This is a genomic window from Pedobacter hiemivivus (assembly GCF_004331685.1).
GTDB lineage: Bacteria > Bacteroidota > Bacteroidia > Sphingobacteriales > Sphingobacteriaceae > Pedobacter > Pedobacter hiemivivus.
This window is the reverse complement of the sequence record NZ_SJSM01000001.1, coordinates 42,007-64,589: the sequence shown is the minus strand read 5'-3', so window position 1 is coordinate 64,589 and position 22,583 is coordinate 42,007. Positions and strand designations below refer to the sequence as shown.

General features: G+C 42.0%; 16 protein-coding genes. 8 read left to right on the top strand and 8 right to left on the bottom strand.

The annotated features are described in order from the left end of the window. Positions 1 to 184: 184 nt before the first annotated feature. The 3 genes from EZ444_RS00275 (at position 185) to EZ444_RS00265 (ending at position 1,565) form a co-directional block, all read left to right on the top strand. Positions 185 to 388, top strand: a complete 204-nt coding sequence (locus EZ444_RS00275) for a hypothetical protein (protein WP_131606088.1) — start codon at positions 185 to 187, stop codon at positions 386 to 388. After that, positions 385 to 885, top strand: coding sequence for a nucleotidyltransferase (locus EZ444_RS00270; RefSeq protein WP_131606086.1), 501 nt, complete (start codon positions 385 to 387; stop codon positions 883 to 885). The genes EZ444_RS00275 and EZ444_RS00270 overlap by 4 nt, the downstream gene beginning before the upstream one ends. 98 nt (positions 886 to 983) lie before the next feature. Beyond that, entirely contained in the window at positions 984 to 1,565 is a 582-nt protein-coding gene (locus EZ444_RS00265) for a hypothetical protein (RefSeq protein ID WP_131606084.1), read from the top strand. Between the two features lie 22 nt (positions 1,566 to 1,587). Here EZ444_RS00265 and EZ444_RS00260 read toward each other — a convergent pair whose 3' ends face one another. The 8 genes from EZ444_RS00260 to EZ444_RS00225 all read right to left on the bottom strand — a co-directional run bounded on the left by EZ444_RS00260 (position 1,588) and on the right by EZ444_RS00225 (position 16,196). Then, positions 1,588 to 3,855 carry an alpha-L-rhamnosidase-related protein gene (locus tag EZ444_RS00260; RefSeq protein WP_131606082.1) on the bottom strand — a complete coding sequence of 756 codons (2,268 nt, stop codon included), beginning with the start codon at positions 3,853 to 3,855 and terminating at the stop codon, positions 1,588 to 1,590. A gap of 7 nt (positions 3,856 to 3,862) precedes the next feature. Beyond that, a complete protein-coding gene (locus EZ444_RS00255; protein WP_131606080.1) occupies positions 3,863 to 5,743 on the bottom strand; it encodes a glycoside hydrolase family 127 protein in 1,881 nt (626 codons plus the stop codon). A 25-nt stretch (positions 5,744 to 5,768) separates the two neighbouring features. Then, on the bottom strand, positions 5,769 to 7,574 hold the full coding sequence (locus tag EZ444_RS00250; protein WP_131606078.1) for a hypothetical protein: 1,806 nt from the start codon (positions 7,572 to 7,574) through the stop codon (positions 5,769 to 5,771). Between the two features lie 4 nt (positions 7,575 to 7,578). Then, positions 7,579 to 9,171 carry an FAD-dependent oxidoreductase gene (locus EZ444_RS00245; protein WP_131606076.1) on the bottom strand — a complete coding sequence of 531 codons (1,593 nt, stop codon included), beginning with the start codon at positions 9,169 to 9,171 and terminating at the stop codon, positions 7,579 to 7,581. Positions 9,172 to 9,298: 127 nt separating this feature from the next. Beyond that, a complete protein-coding gene (locus EZ444_RS00240; protein WP_131606074.1) occupies positions 9,299 to 10,741 on the bottom strand; it encodes a RagB/SusD family nutrient uptake outer membrane protein in 1,443 nt (480 codons plus the stop codon). Between the two features lie 31 nt (positions 10,742 to 10,772). Further along, entirely contained in the window at positions 10,773 to 14,300 is a 3,528-nt protein-coding gene (locus EZ444_RS00235) for a SusC/RagA family TonB-linked outer membrane protein (RefSeq protein WP_131606072.1), read from the bottom strand. 117 nt (positions 14,301 to 14,417) lie between these two features. Next, entirely contained in the window at positions 14,418 to 15,545 is a 1,128-nt protein-coding gene (locus EZ444_RS00230; RefSeq protein ID WP_131606070.1) for a FecR family protein, read from the bottom strand. A gap of 78 nt (positions 15,546 to 15,623) precedes the next feature. Continuing rightward, positions 15,624 to 16,196 (bottom strand): RNA polymerase sigma factor, encoded by a 573-nt coding sequence (locus EZ444_RS00225; RefSeq protein ID WP_131606068.1) that lies wholly within the window; start codon positions 16,194 to 16,196, stop codon positions 15,624 to 15,626. 165 nt (positions 16,197 to 16,361) lie between these two features. Between EZ444_RS00225 and EZ444_RS00220 the strand changes: the two genes are divergently transcribed. From EZ444_RS00220 to EZ444_RS00200, 5 genes are all read left to right on the top strand, one after another. Then, on the top strand, positions 16,362 to 16,919 hold the full coding sequence (locus EZ444_RS00220) for a GNAT family N-acetyltransferase (RefSeq protein WP_131606066.1): 558 nt from the start codon (positions 16,362 to 16,364) through the stop codon (positions 16,917 to 16,919). Between the two features lie 258 nt (positions 16,920 to 17,177). Then, positions 17,178 to 20,024, top strand: a complete 2,847-nt coding sequence (locus tag EZ444_RS00215) for a TonB-dependent receptor domain-containing protein (RefSeq protein WP_131606064.1) — start codon at positions 17,178 to 17,180, stop codon at positions 20,022 to 20,024. 35 nt (positions 20,025 to 20,059) lie between these two features. Next, complete coding sequence (locus EZ444_RS00210) at positions 20,060 to 21,301, top strand: RagB/SusD family nutrient uptake outer membrane protein (protein ID WP_131606062.1); 1,242 nt, start codon at positions 20,060 to 20,062, stop codon at positions 21,299 to 21,301. Positions 21,302 to 21,540: 239 nt separating this feature from the next. Then, complete coding sequence (locus tag EZ444_RS00205; protein WP_131606060.1) at positions 21,541 to 21,759, top strand: helix-turn-helix domain-containing protein; 219 nt, start codon at positions 21,541 to 21,543, stop codon at positions 21,757 to 21,759. After that, positions 21,756 to 22,091, top strand: coding sequence for a HipA N-terminal domain-containing protein (locus tag EZ444_RS00200; protein ID WP_131606058.1), 336 nt, complete (start codon positions 21,756 to 21,758; stop codon positions 22,089 to 22,091). The genes EZ444_RS00205 and EZ444_RS00200 overlap by 4 nt, the downstream gene beginning before the upstream one ends. Positions 22,092 to 22,583 lie beyond the last annotated feature (492 nt).

The window sequence follows — 22,583 nt, the reverse complement described above, 5'->3', positions numbered from 1 at the left end:
GTTGTTAAACCACAATCTTACGATTTTTATGTTTAAATAGATATATTTACATTTGATTCAAAAATAGTAAAAGAACTTAAAAAACTTCATACCGAATAAGAAGCACTCTATGAGTGTTTATTGAAAGCCCAAGAGAATAAATAGCATACTTATTGCTGTATATATTCTATTAAATGATATTGTGATGAATAAGACAAAAAATAAGATACGGATTTTCAAGTCATTTGAAGAGGCTAAAGAAACTGAAGTTCAGGATATCATCAAGCAATCACCTATCGATCGTTTAAGGCATACGGTTGAACTTATTTTGCGTGTGCATCAAGTAAGTAGACAAGACTTAAAAAACAGAACTGCCACAGGTAAAATTAGAATAATCACAGCTGGATGAACCTGTTTATAGAAAAACATCAAGATTTATTAAAGGAGCTTTTATTAAAAAAAGTTGATTTTATTGTAATTGGAGGTTATTCTGTAATATTTCATGGCTACGCAAGAAGTACAGGCGATGTGGATTTATGGTTAAGACCCGACAATGTAAATAAGTTGAAATTGCTGAATGTTCTAAAACAAATGGACTTTGATGAAGAAGACATACAACATATTGCTGAACTCGATTTTACAAAGCATATTGTCTTTTCAATGTGGGACGAACCAGAAAAGGTCGATTTCTTGACCCGAATTAGCATGATAGAGTTTGATGAGGCAGATCAGAGAAAAATTATTGCAGAAATTGATGGAATAGAAATTCCGTTTCTTCACCTTAACGACCTGGTATTGTCAAAGTTTAACACCGGCAGATTGAAAGATAAAGCTGATGTGGAAGAATTACAAAAAATACAAAAGGGAAAAGGAAATAGTATGCCCCGGCTCGGAGCGATAGAATAGGGCGCCAGAATAAGCGAAATTAATGCTTATTTGGGATTCGCTTAAAGTTCTTAAAAAATAAAGCTTGTTGGTAGCAAAGAGAAAAGGGGAATAATCCTATGAGAGATGATTTTAAAATATCAGGTAAAGAACTTCTGATCACAAGGAATAATATTTTCAGCGATTATGGTATTCCTGAACTTGAAAAGAATAGCTATGTCAAATCACCATTTAGAACATCTTGGTTTGGTGAATACGATTCCAATATAAGCGGATATTCCTATGAATTATGTAAGCTGACAAATCAAAATCAATTACATATTATAACCGCTAGTATTGTTAAGGGAGATAAACGGATAAAAATAGATTTAAATATTTTTGAACTTAATGAAAAGTTAAATTCAATTGCAGAATTGAAAGATTGTGATGGAATGAATTTTCATTTGCCACCTAATGACTTAACTACGATGGGATTAAGGAGTGATGATTATAAAGGTCCGCCTTTGTTTTATATGCTTTTTTTACCAGAGTATAAACTAGGAAAATATAAAACGCAAAGTAGTTTTGAAAAAGAGGTAAATAAATTGAGAGTTTTGGTAAAAAAAGACATGACTAACATTGATTTATTTGTAAAAAGATGGTACGAATTGCATAAACCAAATGTAACTGACAGGGAAGGGAATGTAGTTAAAAAAGACTAGCGTTATAGACTTAGAACGCAGGTTAACCTGCGTTCTTTAAATACTTTACTTCCCAGGTATATTCACCAGGTTGTACATTGGCGATTTTCCAGAATTTGCCTTCTGGTATCGCTTTAATTGTCCGACCATTTTTCAGTATGCGGTCATTTGCCATTCGTCTTGGCAGGTATACTATTCCTGTTGAGTTTGCTGGGAGTGTGGTTTGTAAAAGAAACTGCTCTGAGGTATTGGTAAATGCAACTTTTATCTTTCCTCGTAAGGTGGATAGCTGTAACTCTGCTGTATTAAGTGCACCAGGCTGTGGCTTGATTTGTATGGAGCCAAAAGCGGGAGATAAAGGTTCTACGCCCATTAATTTTCTAGCAATGATGTTTGCTGGAGCCGCACCCCAGGCATGGTTCCAGTCCTGATTCTTCTTATATTCGGTATCCCAGGCTTCGGTTGTCATCGTAGCGCCGCTTCGCAACATATTGTACCAGCTGCGTTTGTCTGTTGCAGTTAAAAGTTTTAATGCATATTGCGCTTCATGGTTATCATAAAGGCCGTCTAGCAGGAACTGAGCTCCATATACGCTACAGGCCATACCCCTGGAACGGATATGGTCTAGTACGCGTGCTTTGTTGTTTTCGGGAACCAGGTTAAAGGCAAGTGCAAACATATTGGCGTGAAGGGAGCTGTGTAAAGTCTCTTCTCCATCTTTTATGGTGCCTGTTTCGGGGTCAACAAATGCACGTTGGAAAGCCAATTTTACTTTGGCTGCTTGTGCAGCAAAGAAATCGGCATCTTTTTTCTCGCCCAGTTTTCGCGCTATCTTTTCTGCACTGATCAAGGCCTGGTAATGAAAAGCATTCACAACTGAATTGTAAGTGGTAAACACAAAACCGTCCGTTTCGCCAGGGGCATCTTTCGGGATGCTAAAACCGCCCTTTTGTGGCCAGTCTACAATGTCCTCCAGAATGGAATGTCCATTGAAATTTTCAAAATAAATGGATTTCGTAAATGCACTGTCCTGTTTCCCAGTTTTCGTGCTGATTAGTCCATCCGGCCTCCCCAGAGGCAGTAACAATTTGGCTTTCAATTGCGGATAAATTACTTTGATGGCACGTATATCACCAGAATACAGGTAATCGTTCCATCCAATCAACAAGTTTTGCAGCGACCATTCAGTAGGCCAGGTAGCATGGTATATTAAATATTCCAAGGATCTTTTGGCCATGTTAAATTCTGCGTCAACAGCATAATGCGATAGCTGATTGATGAGTACATCGGCTTCATAAGGTATGCGTTCCCGGTCGCCATCCACATACAATCCGGTAAAGGAAGTGGCTTTAATGGTGTGCTTAGAAAGCTCCCAGACCTGGTTTAACAGCGTATCTGAGGATTTAAAAGAGGAAGCCTCATCATCAAAAGGATAATTAACTGCATTGCGCCACACACTATCGATCCTTATGTTTTTGTTTTCTTCTATTTCAGCATAGCGGAAAGGCAATACTTCGCCAATATCTTCGGGCATAAGAATGGCCTTAGGCCCCGTATTTTGTTTATCAGGGCTAAATTTTGGTTCGTAATTATGTGTACCCATCTTTAGTGGGATGGATAACAGGCGATAACGGATGTGGCCTTTCGGCGCTCTGTCAATCTGTCCAGCTGCTGTAATGGCTTCTCCAATATGAATGCGCATGGTATCTGTTCCGGTTGACGAGGAAGCTTTGATGCGGAATTGTCCAAATGCGGCTTTGCCAAAGTCGTACCGAAGGTTGTTACTGTTTAGTCGACTATTCCTGCTGGGTAGCTGTGCCCATTTGCTCAATGCGTGGAAGGCAGTTTGGTCCTGTTTTAGCTCAGCACCGGTGGTAAATGCTGTCGGCTTTGAAAAAGCGCTGGGTAATGACTTATTGTTCCATACCATTACTTTCCAATAGTAAGTGCTATTGGGATTCAGTTTATTTCCTTTGTATGGGATGCCAGGTAGCCATTTTCCGGTTACTTTTCGGGAATCCCAGGCATCGCCCAGGTTTGCAGCAAGGTTTTCAGGGCTGGACGAAACCAGTATGCGGTATGCCGTTTGCTGGCTGCCCTGGGTAAGATCGTTCATTACCCAGGTAAAATATGGGTGCTGATTGGCTGTACGCACTATGGGATAGGGGCGGCCTAATGGGCTCTCAGACAAAAGCAGGTCCACCCGCAATGCGGATGGTGCTTTTAACGATTGAGGACTTGCTTTGACCGCCGAAATTGCGAGTAAAACAGTTAAAAAGTATTTCGCTGGTGATAGGGATAAACAGTTCATTTACATTTTAATTTCTAGGGTCAATCAATTTTGGAAGCCATACCCTGAAGCGTGAAGCCTCAGTGTTGGTATTTCCGGCAGAAGCATAATCACACAATAATACAGAAATAGGTTCATTTGGTCCTTCCTTATGTGATTCAGTTTTAAACATAGTCTTGAATTTCATCCAAAAACCTTCGCTGCTCGTCCCGACAGGCTGCAGGTCTACAAATCCATCTTTATCCGCGATGGGAGTAAGGGCATCATCTATATTGGGGCCGCCCAAGCGTAGATCTCTTGCAAGTGTAATAGGGCCACGAATAATGGCAAAATGTTCTGATTTTTCGCCCATGTAAATGAGCTTTCCCTGCATATCCAATTCAAGACTGATGATGTCTGTGCTGGTCCAGGTCCGGGTAATTTCCATATACTTACCCGGAACAATACCGTCGATAGTTTTGCCGTTGACCAGTATACGGTTTTGTTTGCTCCAGGCCGGAATGCGTATGCCCAGCGCAAATGATTCTGGCTTCTTTACGTTTATTTTAAAAGTTACTTTGCCCGAAACTGGGTAATCTGTTTGCTGGATCAGTTCGACAGCTTGGCCTTTAGGAGTACGAAGTTGATAAGTACCAGGCATAAAAAAATTAACCTGCAGCCCCGTGGTACTGCTCATTACTCCCGTGAGTGGTAAGGTAAACAAACCCCTCGGCCCACTTGCCACACAACAGTTTAAGCCCATGTCGCATTGTTCTCCGCCCTCTAGTCTATGGCCTGCCAGCGGACTGTACTTAGCCCAGTCGCTACCATCGGGTTTCATTGCGCCCAAAAGTGCATTGTAAAAGGTTTGCTCAATGGCATCTGCATATTTCGAATCTGCAGTAAGCTTAAGCAGCTGCTGACTTAGCTTGATCCAGGTAGCAGTTACACAGGTTTCCTGGTAGTGATTGATCGGTAGGGCCTGGGCATCTTTGCCGCCAAACCAGCACTCTACACTTGAGCCTGAGCCGGCAATGTTAATCTCAGTTTTTTGAATGTTCGCCCATGTTTTTTCGACGGCTGCTTTATATTCCGGTTTGGCTGTTAAGCGATACAATTCCAGTAAACCTTCGTAGCAGGACATCATTTCATAAGCTTTCTGGCCTTGTTCCCAACCAAACCAATGTGCTGGTTTTGGAAATCGTTTTGCCACATCGGTATCCGATTTGGCGATCAGCATGGGACCGCCTTCTGATTCCCATTGCGCTACAATCTCTTCTGCAAAATCCAGGTAACGTTTTTCTCCGGTACGGCAGTACAAAAGGCAAATAGGTTCTAGTATAGAAGTTGCCGCCATGCCCCGATGGTTGCCTTTTTTTACAATGCTGACCTTACGGTCGCCCAGTTCTTTTATCAAATGATCTGCCAGCGCTTTAGCTGCTTTTAAAGTTTTAGAATCATGCGTTAGGTCGTAATAGGACAGCAAGCCTAATAGACAATATTTCCTTCCCCAGATATCCCATTGCTCCAATTGTGCCTTTTCGGTATAGTTACCGATGTATCCATCGGGGCTTTGAGTGGCCATGAGTTTTGCTACTGATTGATCGAGTATGGCTTTAAGTTGGGGCTCTGGGCGATATTTGTAAGCGAGAACGGCTGAAGTAAACCATTTTCCCCAGAATTCAGATTGCCAGCAGCGTGTTTCCGTACGGTTTTTGAAAGGTTCAATTAAACGGTCCGCGTCTTGAGCGAGTATACGGTTTGTATAAGCATTGCCAAATTCTTGACCTGCAAAGCCTTGGATCTGCGCTGAAATGGCTGGCTTTAGCTGGTCTTGAATTAAGCTGGGTTTTTGTGCGGTACTGCTGACCCAGGAGATCAGCAGTACCGCAATCAGCTTAGCGCTGTTATATTTTGAATAATATGCCATATGATTTTAATGATTAAATGATGGATTAGCTTCTTGAAATTTCCTGCCAGTACGTTCCAACCCAGATTAATTTTAATGTGGAGCGGGAAGTGCTGGTGAAATCAGTGTCGTTAGCCAATTTAATGGTTGCATTGTTCTCTATTTTGGTTAGCGAATTACTAAACGTAAGCAGCAATTCCCGGAACAGTTGTCCGCCAGTGATGCTGGTTATTGTTGTGGCTGCTGTGTTGTTAAAGTTTAGTATTTGAGCCGCCTGTAAAGTACCTGCTCCTAATCCACAGGAAACTACCGATGCATTATTTCCAACAGAAAGACGTCCTCCGGCTGATGTGGTCAAGAAGGCGCTTAAAGCTGCGTCGGTCACATAAACGGAAGGAGCCTGATTAAACAATGGATCTTCGAGGGTAAGTCGGTTACTGGCCACATTGTTACCATAAGCATTGATAAAAGTGCCAGTGGTTGCCCCGTATGTTCTAACTGTTCTTACTACTGGCCTGCGAATAACCAGGCCTTGGGTTGCAGCTTTGTTAAAGACAATGCCATTCCCCAGGTTATTAAATAAAGGACTGTCAAATTCGACTCCAACTCCGTCTTTAACGTGTACGGCATAGCTGTCATTACTACCATCCTCGATTCTTCCACCCCCGGTGAAATAAGTGTTCGTGAATTTTATATTCCTTGGCAAATCATTAGCCCCATCAGAATCGATCAGCACCGCGCAAAGTCTGGACCCTTCAAATTGCTGCCCTGTGGATACCAGGTTATAAACCCCACCATCTAACCACATATTGTGTTGGTCGGAAAGGCTGACCTGTCCACCGATAAAATTTAAAGGTCCGATAGTGCCTACACTTGCATTTCTCCTGCCGATCCTTATGCCGTAGCCACATTTATATACGTTTACATTGCTGTAAATCTTCATGTTGGTTTGACCAGGGGATTCATTCGACTTGATGTTTAGTCCGATACCGGTCCAGTTTCCATTGCCTGATGCCTGTCCGCGAATTAGTCCATTATGGTGCTCAGTTTCCCAGGTGGTGACTTCCGTGATTCCATTTCCAGTTGGATTGTTGATTTGAACGGTGTAATTGCTCATGTAGATCTGTCCCTGACTTGACTCAAAATAAAGCACATTGGTGGTTTTGTTACCGCCCATGAAATTAACGTTTTCGAAATCAATCTGGCCGCCCATAGTTGTTGGACTTGAGATGGAAAAGAAACCGATGCATTCAATCAGGTTGGCTGTTTCATTGTTTACATGGACAAAGCCGGCACCCTGAGGTTCCAGATCGCCTGTCGCTATTCCACCCGCTTGTCCGGTGATTTTTACTCTTCCCGGCCTGGATTGATAGCCTGGGTTTTTTACACTGTCTTTATAGAGGTAAAGGGTGTGGGTAAGGTATTTTTTTCCTGCCAGCAATTTGATCTCTGTGCCGCTTTTGGAACAATAATTTAAAGCCTTTTGTATGGCCTCAGTATCATCTGATCCGGTTTTATTGAGATAGTTGTAATCGCCTTTGGCACCGAACATTTCGAGGGTGACAAAGTTAGATTCGCGTTTGTATCTTCTTGAACCGCTGACAAGCACCATGGAGCCATCATCGGCGGTACTGGTATCAGTTGCATCGTACTGAAAAGTTCCGGAGCGAAGTCCGTCATTTATGTATACAATATCGTGTTGATCTGCGGCACCGTTTCTGAGTTGAGCGATGGTTAAATAGGGGATATGGTTGAGGCTATCTGTTAAGCTTTCTGGTTGTAATTCGGCCATTTTTTGGCATGAGCTTAGCCCGGCTATCAATAAGATAGCCATCAATATGTTATATTTCATGGGTCTATTTAGCTAAAAGGGTTAATATTTGACGTTTGGCTTTTAAACGTTCGGTTAGTTTAGGCAGACTTATTTTTTGTACAGTTACTTTTTCCTCAATCGCTATTGCAGCAGCTATTCCAGCACTTTCGCCCATCACCATCCAGGCCGGTTCGACCCTTAAAGATGAAAAAGCTACATGTGAGGAAGATAGGCATACGGGGACCAGGAGATTTGTGCATTCAGTGGCTTTTGGCGTAATGCTTCTGTATGGGATCTGGTAGGCGATGCCTCGGCCTTCAATGCGTGTTTTGGCAGGAAAGATGGTTCCTTCGTTGATGAAGCCACCGCCTGGAGTTAAAATCCGTTGGCAGTCGTGCGAATCAATAGGAAAGGAGCCAATTCCAATTGGATCGGGCTTTTCTTTAGTTTCCAGTATGTCTTTCTGGGTTAAAAAATAGTCGCCAACCATGCGCCTGGCTTCTCTCACATACAGCACCGGTGGAAAATAGCCGTACCTAGCAAATTCGTCTTTTGCATAGCCCAGGTTTTTCATCCGTTCCCTTACGGCTTCTGGAACCGCAGGATCGGTCATCAGAAAATAGAGCAGACCTTCGGTATAATCGCGATGATGTTTCCATATTTCTTGTCTGCGTTTTGGGTTTGCATCCGGGTAGTCCCAGTTTTCGCCCACTAAACCTGTAGACAGCTGTGCCCCGATGCCATTATTGCCATCGAGCTTATTTCCGGGAATAGGATAAAGGTCGAAGGGGATACCGGTTTTGGGCGCTGCTTTGTAAAAGCGTCTGAATAGTTCGTATTGATCTGGGTTGTAACCCGCAGGTTTTTTAAACGGAACCCGGTTTGCTGGATCTTCAGATAGACATAGGCGGAAGCTGTAAGTCATAATCCGATGATCGCCTTGTCCTTCTGGCGTAACAGTTGTCCCGGTGATTAAAGGCAGGGGTTTTTTGTTCTGATCTGATGAAATTACACCTACTGCTTTCTTCTGATAAACGGCACCGGCAAAAGATTCTCCAAACTCATCTCGACCTTCACGGCCTACCTTGTAACTCACACCTGCGGCCGCCATCAGGTCACCCTCATAACTGGCATCGATAAACATTTTGCCCGAAAACTCTTTGCCCGATCTCATTTTAAGACTTTGGATAGCCTTATCTTTTAATTTTGCAGATTTTAAGGTTTCATTAAGCACAACCTGTACTCCGGCTTCTTTTAACATGGTATGGAAAACAAGCTCTGCCACATGGGGCTCATAGGTCCAGAATTTAGTGTCTTTTTCATCCACCCGATAATTGAGCTGTACGCCTCTTTTTGCGTAAACTGCTTCTACACGCTTGTGAAATTCTTCGAAAAGACCACCTAAGGTTTCCCTGAACATCTGGTTGGAATCACTAAAGCCAAGGCCACCGCTCATCATACCACCGGCAATAGGCAGTGGTTCGATCATGACAACGGATTTCCCTTCGCGGGCGGCCGCTACAGCTGCAGTAATGCCCGCAGGTGTAGCGCCGTAAACCAGCACATCATATTCCTTTTTGGGCTTCCATGAAGTAAAAAGGAACAGGATTAAAATAGCTATATATGTGTAGTTCATCTATTTAATTTTTTGTTTTTTAGTTGTCAGATGGAGCCTTTGATGGTTAAAATAATTATTGCCCTCGTGGTCTTAATAATTATTTTAATCATGTCGGGTTCATTTAAATCAATTTAGGATTTGCAGACTAGTATCCCTGGTTTTGAGGGAGTAAAAGCGGATTAAGGTTGATCTCGCGGTAAGGGACAGGGTACAATTTCCTATCGCCCGTGATGCTCATGTTGGACAGCCTTGGATCGATAGAGAGGTATTTGGTTTTGAAGGCTTGCATGGTGCTCACTTCTTTACCCCATCGGATAAGGTCGTGCCAACGGTGCCCTTCAAAGCAAAGCTCAAGCCTACGTTCTTTTTCTATGGCCAATTGCGTATCTGCTTTTGACAGACCCGAAAGTGCAGGTAAATTTGCCCTTACCCGGGTTTTGCTGACATAGGTTAAGGCATCGCCTGTTTTGTCGTTCTGGTTAAGCGCTTCGGCATACATCAATAAAACATCTGCATAACGTAGAACTGGCCAGTCGGTTTCGCCTTCATTTAAAATAGGTACGCTGTATACAAATTTCTTCGCCCAATAATAGATCTTTGGATTGGTACCATCTTTAAATACACCCAGATAAGCTGTCTTACGTAAATCAGTGCTTTCAAAGGCATCGTATAGATCCTGAGTACCAGTGTTGTTGCTCGTTGCACCTAAGGCTACAATTGAAGTTCCTGATTTTTGAGGTGCAAAAGAATAAGCAAATGAATTACCCAGACCTACACCTCCTGAAATGTACTGAACAGAGAAAATAGCTTCCGAGTTGTTGTCATTTCCGAGCCCGAAAAGCTTAGCTAAATTTGGTTCGAAAGTATAAGCAGGAATGACCTGTTCGAGTATGGCTTCTGCTTCTGGCCATTTCTTCTGTTGTAGATATACCTTGCCCAGTAGAGCCTTAGCTGCGCCACTAGTCGCACGGCCTACGTTTACCCCTGTAAATTTAGGAGGCAACAGGATTTGTGCATCTTTAAGGTCTTTTTCTATTTGCAGATATACCTCATTGGCCGGACTTCGTTTATAAGTATAGGCTTCTTCTTCTGTCTTTAATTCTTTTAAGACAAGGGGGGCATCACCATAGAATCTGACCATATTAAAATACATCAGGGCACGTAAAAATTTAGCTTCGCCGATGTACTGGTCTTTAAGGGCTGCGGCAATGGTTACATTTTCTATGCGCTCAAGAATAATATTTGTGGCGGCTATGGTGCGGTAGGACTGGTTCCATGGGCCTGAAACTCCTCCTGTAGAACGATAGGTTAGCCAATCGAACTCTCCATAGCTACCTTCATTCTCTGAAAATACCTGTGTGTTATCGGATGGTAGTTCGGTATAGATCCAGTAGGCATTATAAATTTCTCTAAGGTTGCCATAAGCTCCAGTCAGTACAGCACGGATATCGGCTTCTGTCTTGTAATAATTGCCAACATCAATTACATGCTGCGGGCTGAGGTCTACGAAACCCTTTCCGCAACCTCCTGTTATGATGATCATCCCTGCGAGGAGGGTTTTATATATGTTAGAAAGATAACGATCCATAATTTTAGTTTTAAAGAGATTTGAAAAATGGTTAAAAACCTACATTGATCCCGAAAATAAAGACCCGGTTAGCGGGATACGTTCCCTGATCTACACCTGGACGGTACACCGAATCATCGGTAACACTGGTAACACTGGTTTCGGGATTGTACCAGTTGTATTTGGTAAATGTGAGCAGGTTTTGGCCAGTAGCGTAGAAGCGGACGGTCCGCATTTTAATGCTTTTTAATAAACCAGCCGGAAGTCTATAGCCAATGGTCAGGTTACGGATGCGTAAAAATGAGGCGTCTGAAACGGCTTTATTGGTTAAGTTGTTTAATGGTGTTACGCCTGAAGCTAAGGGCGCCGGATATTCAACATCTCTGTCTGGATTCTGGCTGTCGAACATATTGTTAAAATAAGTAGGACTTGAATTGACATTGTGCACACCAAATTGGTGACGGATATTACCGTTAATCACATTTACGCCTTGAACACCCTGTACGATGAGCGAGAGGTCGAAGTTTTTATATTGAAAAGTACTGGATAAGCCGTAAACGAAATCTGGAAAACCATGTCCAACTACAGCCATATCCTGCTCGTCAATTTTGCCATCATTGTTCTGGTCTTTAATGATCCAGTCGCCCACTTTATTGCCGGTAACCCATTGTGGGTATTTGCCCAGGTCGGCCGTGTTTTTAAAAATGCCTTCTACCTGGTAGCCTCGCATCAAGCCCAGCGGATCACCAACTTTAACCTGGAATACATTGTCCCATCCAAAAATCGCTGCCTTTGCAGGAAGTGAGGAAGGGCCGCCGAGGTCATCAACTTTAGTCCGGTTGGCCGAAACATTGGCATCTACAGTCCATTTTAAGGCGCCCAGATTGAAATTGGCTTTTCCACTAATTTCAAAGCCGCGATTACTTAGTTTTCCAAGGTTGGTGCGAAAAGAGGTGGCATAGCCGATTATACTTGGCAGATCTTTTTGAAACAACATACCTTCTGTATGACGGGAGTAATAATCAACGGAAAGACTGTATTTATCATTTAGAAAACCGGCTTCTAATCCAAAATCTACCTGACGGTTCTTCTCCCATGTTAAGTTGTAATTGGCAAAGCCAGATTGTGCTGAGCCATAGGTACGCTGTGAGCCGAAGCCGTAATCGCGATTAATGATATTGTTGGACCAGGTAAAATCACCAATATTGGCATTTCCAGTTTCTCCATAACTCGCGCGGACCTTTAGTTCATTGAGCACATTTTTTACTGGCTGCATAAAGTTTTCCTGTGTGATGCGCCAGGCACCGGATACAGAAGGGAACATCGCAAACCGGTTATTTGGACCAAAACGGGAGGAGCCGTCCTGACGTAGTGCAGCAGATAAAATATACTTGCCTTTGTAATCATAGTTTATCCTTCCACCAAGGGAAAGGAATGAATTCTGACTGTAAGCTAGCGAGCCTACAAGATCTGAAGAGGCCAATGGGTTTTCGAGCAAGGCGGTAGTATAGGTGCCTGATCTACCATTTACACCGGTTGATTTTGCCTGGTATTTTTGAAGGGAGTAGAGTAGGAGTGCACTTAGATTATGGTTGCCTCCAATAGTTTTATTATAGGATATGGTGTTCTCCCAAAGCCAGTCTAACACGGTAGACTGCGTTTCAGAAGAGAAAATTTGAGTCATGATTGGATTGGCTAAACTGGCCGCAGGCGCACTTCCATTGGCTAAGGTAGCCGGGATGTAAGCATACTGATCGTTCATGTTGAGCGTTGCCCCAATAGAGGTTTTGAATTTTAAGTCTTTAATCGGTTCGTATTCAATGAAGTTATTGCCCAGAATACGGTATTTTCGCAGTCGGTTTTTATACAATTCCAGAACGCCTAGTGGGTTGTAAAGCGCTGCTTGAAAAAATACACCATTTGCAGAGTTTTTTAGACCGCGGTAACCTTGTGCGTAATCGCCGTCAGCAGCATAAACCGGGACAACAGGGGGCATCAATACGGCAGAGTGGATTGGACTCGGAAGGGCTCTGGCTCCGGTGGTTTCACCAGCAGAGGCTTCACTAAATTGACCTCCGGCGGGTTGTCTGAACTGCTGAGAAAAGGAGGGAGCCATGGAAATGCCGATTCTTAATTTCGGACTCAGGTCTGCATCCATATTAAAACGGATATTATAGCGGTCGTACGTAGTCCCGATCATTGTTCCATCCTGTTTGAAATATCCACCAGAAATGGAGTATCTGGTCTTTTCAGACCCGCCTCTGGCTGAGATTTGAAAATCAGAGATTGGCGCCTGCCTAAATATAACATCCTGCCAATCTACATCTGGCAGGCTTTGCGGGTTTGTATCAAAAATTGTTGGATAAGTGATGCTTCTCATCCGGGCGGCATATTTTGCATATTCAATGTACTGGTCGCGGTTAAGCAGATCCACTTTTTTTGCCACATTTTGTACACCGGTATATGCGGATACGGTAAAGCTGGTTTTGCCGGCCTTGCCGCGTTTCGTAGTCACGATAACTACGCCATTCGCAGCCCTTGAACCATAAATTGCTGCTGAAGCAGCATCTTTTAAAATATCTATGGATTCAATATCGGCCGGATTGATCAGGTTAAACTGAGTTGATTCCTGCAAGGGATAACCGTCGACCACATACAACGGGTCGCTGTCAGTTCCTAAAGAGCCTATTCCCCTGATTCTAATGGTTGGGGCTTCACCGGGATATCCTCCACGACCCGACTGGACCTGTACACCTGAAACAAGACCTGCTAGCGCTTCTCCAGGTGTAGAAACAGGTTGTATACCGATAAACTTGCCTTCGACCCTTGAAATGGCTGTGGATACTTTCTTTTTTGATTGTTCTCCATACCCAATTACGAGAACTTCCTCCAGTGCATTTTTCTGCTCTTTTAATATGACGTTTATGGTTTTGCTGTCTTTTACCTGGATCTCATAAGTCGTAAAACCTACATAAGAGAACATCAGATAATCGTTTTGATCGGCGACAAGGATCTTGTAATTACCGTTCGCGTCTGTTACAAAGGTATTGGAAGTGTTTTTTGTTTTTACGCTCACACCTGGTAGCGGAAGACCTTTCTCGTCGGTCACTTTTCCTGTTATAGGAATAGCTGCGCTGACCTGGATTTCTACAGGAGCTGTGTTTTTTTTTCTGATGACTACGGTTTGTCCGCTTCTAAAAAGAATTTCGACATCGCGTTCAGAAAAGCATTTATCCAATATCTCTTTTAAGGAAGCCTGCCGCATATTTATAGTCACCGGCCCCAGCTCTTTTATCAACCCGGCATCGCATATAAAGTTATATCCGGTTTGTTTGGTGAGTAGGGAGAAGACTTCTTTTATCGGCGTGTTTTTTACATTTAGGCTGGCTTTTTGCGCATAGCTTGCCGCATTGACTTGTAAAAAAGCAATAAGCAAAAAAGCAATGGTCAGTTTCATTCGGAGTACCCATTTAGTTTTTTCTGTCTTGTAAAACCTGCTTAGCGGGTGTACAAGTGCCAGAAACCTTAGCGCACAGGAGGTCGTGTTCCTGGACGTAAGTTCAGTAAAATTTTCATACATTTGGTTAGGATTAATATTTGGTTGTCGTTCAATTGATTAGGTATCCTATAGCCTTTAAAAGCTAAATGAAGCCGGGAGTGGTCTAAACACTTCCGGTTTTCAGGATATCATAAGTACTTATTTAGCTATAACTTCGATCCTCCTTCCTTCGATTTTAAATTGGACTTTTTCGGTTAATTCTATATTTTCTAGTAGGCTTTCGAGGTCTTTGTTGCGTGCATAATTTCCTACAAAAGAAACATGATCCAGGTTGCCTTTGAAAGTGATCTCTACGTTATACCATCTTGCAATCTTTTTCATGATGCTTTTGATGTTTTCATCGTTAAAAATGAAAAGTCCGTTTTTCCATGCGATGGCCTCTTCGGTATTTATTTCAGTAACGTTGATCTTGTTGTTATTTAAAGTTGATTGTTGACCTGGTTTTAGAATGACGTTCTCTGCTTTATTTAGGCTTACAATGTTGACAGACCCTTCCAGAAGGGTAGTTGTGGTGCTTTGCTCATCCGCATAGCTATTGATGTTGAAATGCGTGCCCAGCACTTTTACTTCCTGTTTGGCTGATTTTACGATAAATGGACTGGTCTTGTTTTTAGCGATTTCAAAATAAGCTTCTCCTATAAGCTCTACTTTACGTGTTTTTAGGCTGGCAAAACTAGTTGGAAATGTAAGTGTAGAGGCCGCGTTGAGCCATACTTTAGAGCCATCTGGTAAAATCAATTGATATTGCCCTCCCTTTGGCGTTTCTATGGTATTATAGCTGGTTTTTCCTGATGGGTTGGGCTGATCTGTCAATTGATACACCAGCATGCCTGTGGCGGTTTTTGTAATCTGTATTCCGGATTGTTCGGCAAGCTTTCCATTTGTAGCATCAGTGAGCGAGATTTTTTGACCATTTGAAAGGGTAAGGAAAGCTTTATTGCCACCTGGTGCTATAGGATTTGTTTTTGCGGATTGAGCTTGTGGGATAGGGCGAACTGCAGGATAAAAATAAAAGGCGAGGCCAAGGCAGAGTAGGATCGAAGCGGCAACGGAAAGCTTTTTCCATAGTGGAATGGAAGGTTTGCTTGTATTTGGTTTAACTGCTGCCCAGTTTTGCTCATGTGCAAGTTCGAGCTGTTCGTCAGAAAGGCCATGCTCCATTTCGGCATTATAGTTATGCAACCAATTTTCAAGCCTAGCTTTTTCTTCCGCAGTAGCCTGGCCTTGATGGTATTTTAATAGTAATTCTCTGGCGTCTTTTTCCATGTTTATAGCGCTTTAATCTCTGACGATTATAGCAAAGACAGCTAACCATACCCGAGTGGGTACTGTAATTGAAAAAAATTATAAGATGTGGCAGAAATAGATCAGGATGCCGAGTTTTGTCCTTAAAATTTTGAGTGCCCTTTTCATGTGTGTCTCTACGGTTTGTTCGGATATGCCTAATTGCTGTGCAATTTCCCTGTTGCTTAGGTATTGATTTTTTCTGAGTTCGAATACTTCCCTCATTTTTGGTGGAAGTGCTGCTATTTCGCGTTCAATTAAGATCGTAATGTCTTTTTCGCGGATTAAAAAATCGGCGGAGAGGGCATCTGAGTCTATCGCGTGTTGAAGTGAGGATATGTATTTTGTTTCGGATTGTTTGCGGGCAATAACATTCAATATCTTGTTTAGTACAGCTTTATAGAGGTAGCCTGGTAATGTGGTTTTGAGCTCAAAATCTTTCCTGTTTCTCCATAAGTGTACAAAAACCTCTTGTACAATGTCTTTCGCTTCTTCAGAGTTCTGCAGTTTTTTATAAGCGTAAATGTAAAGCAAGCTATCGAAGCGTTTGAAAATTTCGCCAAATGCCAACTCGTTATCCGCCTTGAGCAAGGTCATGAGTTCAAAATCATCAAGATTGCTTATTAATTGCATTTAATACTATTTGGTTGGTTTGGTTTAAAAGGTACTGTGGGTTTGGTTGGTTCTTAATGCCCTAAGCAATATTAAATAATTATTTCTGAATGTGAAGGGGAACGGCCTTTTTTATGTTGAGTATATTAAAAATGATTATATTATTCGGCATATGCGTTTAAATATATGTCTGAAATTATTGCTTTAACGACAGATCGTTTGATCATTAGAGATCTGAATGAGGATGATTTAGATTTTATTCATGTCATCCATTCACATCCTGAAGTTCAAAAGTATGCCACACTTGATATACCTGAGTCCATAGATGAATCAAAAGATTATCTTAGAAAATATATGGAACAGCAACATCATAATCCTAGAAAAGAATATGGTTTTTGCGTGTCATTAGTTAATCAGGAGCCAATCGGCTTAATAGGGCTTAGTAATGGCTTGAATAAGTTTAAAAATGCCGAACTGTGGTTTAAATTGCATCCTAAGTATTGGGGCAAGGGATACATTACGGAGGCCGCAGTTCTGGTCTTAAAATTTGGTTTTGAAAAATTACTTCTCCATAGAATTGAGGCCGGCGTGGCTACAGAAAATATCGCATCTATCAGGGTTCTTGAAAAAATAGGAATGCAGAAGGAGGGAATGAGAAGAAAAATTCTGCCAATAAGAGGAGAGTGGAAAGATAATTTTCATTATGCAGTTTTGGAGGATGATTTGGTTTGGGAAGATATATAAATAAGAAAGCGGGAATGATCTCCGACCACTCCCGCTTCATCTAAATTAACGCTCTCACATATATAGATGCTAATTAGGGCTAAATATTGTATTGCCCGATAAATAAAAATATAGGATTAAACAAATAAACGGCGAACAACAAAATGTCGCATCTATTTAAAGTCAGCTATTGTCTATTATAAGGATATTATTACCTTTGCGCGACCGTCTCTTATTTAGACTAAAACTAAATAGATGGGAGGATGTTAAAGGAATCATATGTATAAATTTTTTACTCTTTTAGTAATAATGATGCTCTCCTGTTTTGCTTTACATGCGCAAAGCATCGAGGGTACAGTGCAGGATAAGGCCTCGGGAACAAGTGTCCCAGGAGCCAGCATATTAATCAAGGAACGGCCGGGAAGCGGCACAATGTCAGACTCCGAAGGGAAATTCAGCATCGTTCTTCGATCGGGCGAAACTTTAGTGGTTAAAATGATTGGTTATAAATCATTTCAGCGACAGTTTACAAAAGTTCAGGACGGGCAGCATGTTGATGTAAAGCTGGAGGCGGGTGTTACGCTGGATGAAATTATGATCACGGCCAGTTTGGCGAACTCCAGGAGCAAGAAGGCTATCGGAACAAATGTTGACCATATTGACGCTGCCGCCATTGTGGCTAAAAGCAACCCTTCGTCATTAGCCGATCTGGTTAATGGGCGAATCAGTGGAGCGCAGGTATACAATACAAATGGTAAAGTGGGGATGCCCATCCGTTTTGATATCCGTTCGGCAGCCACCTTCAGCATGGAGCGAGATCCGCTTATCTTTATTGACGGGGTTCGCTATAACAACAATAATACGGCAGACGTGAACTCTTCACAGGAAGCCATGAGCGCCTTGAACGATCTTCCGATGAATGATATTGCGTCTATTGATGTGATCAAGGGACCTGCTGCTGCTGCTTCATACGGAGCAGAGGCAGCCAATGGTGTGGTGATTATCCAGACAAAGCGTGGCCTAAACGGGAAAAAAGGGATAGCTATCAATGCAAAATATACTGGTGGTTTTAGTGAACTCGCGAACAAATACGATCAGTATGTAAATAATGATGCATTGAACGATTTCTTTGCTCGCGGTGTCCAGAATCAGTTCTATGCTAATTTATCCGCAAAACTTGACCAGTCGAACAGTCTTTTCTTTTCAGCCAACTCGAACAGAACTTCGGGTACAATACCTGGTAACAAGGACAACAGGCAAACTTTTCGTGCTGGTTATGACTTAACAAAAGATCGGTTTAAACTTGCCTTTACTGCGGGGTATGTAAAAGGTAAACTGAATATTCCTCAATCGGCATCGGGACGAGATGACGCTATCTGGAACCTAATGCGCGACCGAACTCCATGGCCATTTTTAACGGAAGAAGCCTGGAAATCGATTGAGAAAAGCTATACGAACGACCGTATTACTGGTAGCCTAAAACTCAATTATACTTTTCCATTTGAAATTAAAATGGAAAGTCTTGTCGGTTTGGACCTGAATTACATAGATGGTTTAAACTATCTTCCATATGGCTATTTAGTTGGCACCAACAAGACAGGCACCAAACAGATTAGTGATAGACGTAACCAGAACTTGAACTGGGATGTGAAACTGTCGCGCAATTTTGTTCTGAATAGCAAATGGCAGCTTAACTTAGCCCTGCTTTCTCAACTGACTGAGGCAAAAGAGCGCGTAAATGGTATCAGTGTACGCAATTTCGCAGTACCAGGCATCAGTAATATTTCATCAGCAGCTGAAATTCTAGGTACTACGGATACAAAATTTGAAAAACGCACCCATGGTATTTATGGAGAGGCATTTCTTAGTTATAACGACCAGCTTTTTATCAATGCCGGCTTAAGAAGGGATGTTTCTAACATGATCGGAAGGAATGTAGCCAGTATTTGGTACCCAACAGTAAGCGTTGCTTATAACGTTAAGGCTTTCGGTTTCTTAGAAGGAAAAATTGACGAATGGAAATTAAGGGCTGCCTATGGAGAGTCAGGTCGTTTGCCTTATCCGAATGATGCGCAGACAGCTTATCTGGTAGAGAACTCATCTTTTGGTACGTTGGTTAGGCCACTGAGAAAAGGGAACCCCGACATCAAACCTGAAAGAACAGGAGAATTTGAGATCGGAACTGACATCAGCTTTTTTAAACAGCGTTTAAGTTTTACTTATTATCAACAGCACACCCGAGATGCGATTGTATACACGACGTTACTGCCTTCATTGGGCTGGCCATCTAGCTTAAGCGGCGATTATCCAGAGAATGTAGGTGAAATCAAAGGTAAGGGTATTGAGGTTACTTATAACAGCAGGGTTTTTACGAGCAGCAACCAGAAACACAGCTTAGACCTGTTTGTGATCTTCAACCATCAGTCCAATAAAGTAATTAACTCTGGCGGCCGTGATATTATCAATACTGTAAATTTGATCCGTGAAGGATTACCGGCGTTTGCATTTTATACTGGTGTTTCTGAAGGTGCTATTTTTAACAGTGGTGGTGTGTATACCGGTGCAAAAGAAAGTGGCCCACAGGTATTGGGTAAACCATTCCCAACTTATCACGGGTCTTTTGGCTTTAATCTTCAGTTGATTAATAACCTGAACTTGCAATCTTTGTTCACCTATTCGCAAGGCGCAAAAGTATACAACATCTCCAACAGGAATGTAGCCAGTCAGGGCACGAATTTTAAGGCTAGTGAAGATCTAAAAGCCCAGCTTGCCACCCAGACTCCGGGAACGGCAGATTATATAAGCACTGCAAATGAACTGTCTAAATATGCAGGTCCAAGGGGTAATTTTATTGAGAAGGCTGATTTTATTAGGTTGAGTAACCTTACGCTTTCTTACGATCTGGGGGCATGGGCAAAAAAACAAAGTAATGGTGTTTTAAAGAACTGTGTGGTATCCATAACTGGAAACAATTTGTGGCTTACAACCAACTATGGCGGAATAGAACCTCAGATCGATTCACAAGGGGGAAGTAAACGTAGTAGGGGAATTAGTTACTTATCGTCTGACTGGACAGCTGTGCCTGCGCCACGTACTTATGCATTGAGTTTAAATATTGGATTTTAACCTGTTCTAGAAACAGCGAGATTAAAAATAGAATTATGTCAATTAAAATAAAAGACTTCTGGAAAGCCGGTGTGGTATGCATATGTGTACTGATGCTTTCCTCTTGTGATAAATGGGTAAATGACACTGAATTACCTGACAATACCATCGATGAATCTCAGCTAAACAGCATTGCTATGCTGGGTCGCATAGAGAAAGGAGCTTATATTCCGGGGCCCGTAATTGCAGGTGTTTGGCGCGCAGGTGCAACATCAGCCGCTGATTTACTCGTTGCCTCAGGAGCAATTTCTGATGAGATTGTACCCACTGCTGTTCCAAATTCTCCTTTCTATAAAGAACTTGATGAAGACAAGTTAACTCCTGACAACACTTCGTTGTTTAGTGTATGGTCTAATATTCAGAATTACCGTGCGCGTGCTGAAGATGCCATTTTGAATGCAGGATCATTGGCTCCGGCTGATGAAGATGGTGTTAAAGTAAAACAAGCCGCACTTGTAAATGCACGTCTGCATGCTGGATATGCCTGGATGCTGCTGGCCGATTACTTTAGTGTTACCAATACAAGCCATTCTATATATGCAGACCATAAAGAGCTGAGTCATCAGGAGGCATATGGCAAAGCAAAGGCTTACTGGGAGCAGGCCATCCCAACTGCCAGCGATGCTGAAAAAAGATTATTACACTCGTTACTGGCCAAAATGGGAATACATACGGGTAATTATTCCTTGGCTGTTCAGTATATTAATCAGTCATTCGGAGCTTCAGAAAATTTCAGCTTCTTAAATACTGTTGGCACGGTAAGTAATGGCTTTTTTAATGCCTTAAATGTCAATTCTAGGGATGCTGCAGTAGATCCGACATTGGTTGTCGCTTTGAAAACTACTGCCGATAAGGCTCGTAACCCTGTTGTAAAAGCGGCGAAAGGTCATTGGTCACTTACTTTATTGAAGGAAAGAGATCCTCTGGTGGTGAGCGATTATGAGGAGATGCAATTGATCCGGGCTGAACTGATCATCAGGGGGCTGTTAACTGGCAACGCAACCGATCTGGTCAATTCTGTGGTTGTTAAATATGATGCCACAGGACTTTCCAACTTCCCAGCTGGGCCGGCGCTAACACTTAACGATATTGTTTCGATCCGCAGAATATTTCTATCCTGGAGAGGAACCCGTTTAATTGATTTAAGAAGGTTTAACATTGATGGGGATTTAATACCTGGTTTTACCCAGAGAAAATGGCAATGGATCGGTGTGCCGGAAATCGAAACTCAAAAATAAATTCAGCCCCGAGCAGTGCTGATAATAACATTTACTATATAAGAAAGCGGGAATGATCTCCGACCACTCCCGCTTCATCTAAATTAACGCTCTCACATATATAGACGCTATTTATGGCTAGATATTGTGTTACCCGATAAAATATATCTATATACATATAATTATATGTAAATCATATTTTTTATATTCATTTACATATAATTTTGCTATATCTATCTAAATTGATGTAAATGCATATAATGAAAGGATTAGCGTCATTTGTAAAAGAAAAAAGAAAGCTTGCTGGATTGACCCAGGAGGAATTTGCTGAACGGGCCGGTGTCGCGCTCACGGTGATCCGTAAAATTGAACAGGGAAAAGAAACATTGAACCTTTCCAGTGTGAATCAGGTTTTGCTGATGTTCGGGAGCATACTTGCGCCAGTTAGTACTAGGGAAATAGAAACGGAGGCATCATGAGAAAGGGCTTGGTATGTTATAATAACAAGCTTGCTGGTGAGCTGACTGAAACTGATGAAGGGGAATACGAATTTGAGTATGATGAGTCTTATATCTTGGCTTACCCTGATCAGTTAATTACTTTTTCTTTACCGGTAAGAAAAGAGAAATATATCTCGAACAGACTTTTTCCTTTTTTTGAGGGTTTAATCCCTGAAGGATGGTTGCTTGATATAGCCACTAAAAACTGGAAGCTGAACCCGAATGACCGCATGGGACTGGTTCTTGCCTGTTGTGGGAATTGCATTGGGGCGGTAAGTGTTGAACCTGTTAATCAAGGTGATGAATCGTAAATGTTTATATTGTTATAACGAACTGAAGGATGAAGTGGACTACCATGAAAAGTGTAGTCTTGAATTCTTTGGAACTAAGATTCCTCCACTGATGGAATACATTTTTGTCCAATGAGGCAAAGGAAGAATATCTTTCTATTCTGGACTCCCGTTACACGCAATTGGGGCTGTTATAAATTACAAAAGCCACAACATCCATTGTGCCTGGAATCGCAAGATCCCAGGCTTGACAATAATAAGTTCCGGTTGCACTATGTAGCCGGGATTTTTTGCTTGCTAGTACTCATGAGCAGGAATGACTTTTATCTGGATTTAATTCATAACATATCAATTTGATTATCTTATAAAGGTTAATAAATTGCAGTAAAAATATCTCTATTTTTAGCTTGAAAAAAGTAACTTATAATTCAAGGAATCCTTAAAAAGTTTTATTGATGCCATTTTATGGCTGGAATAACTCAGTTAGCGGCTATTAATACCGCGGAAACAAAA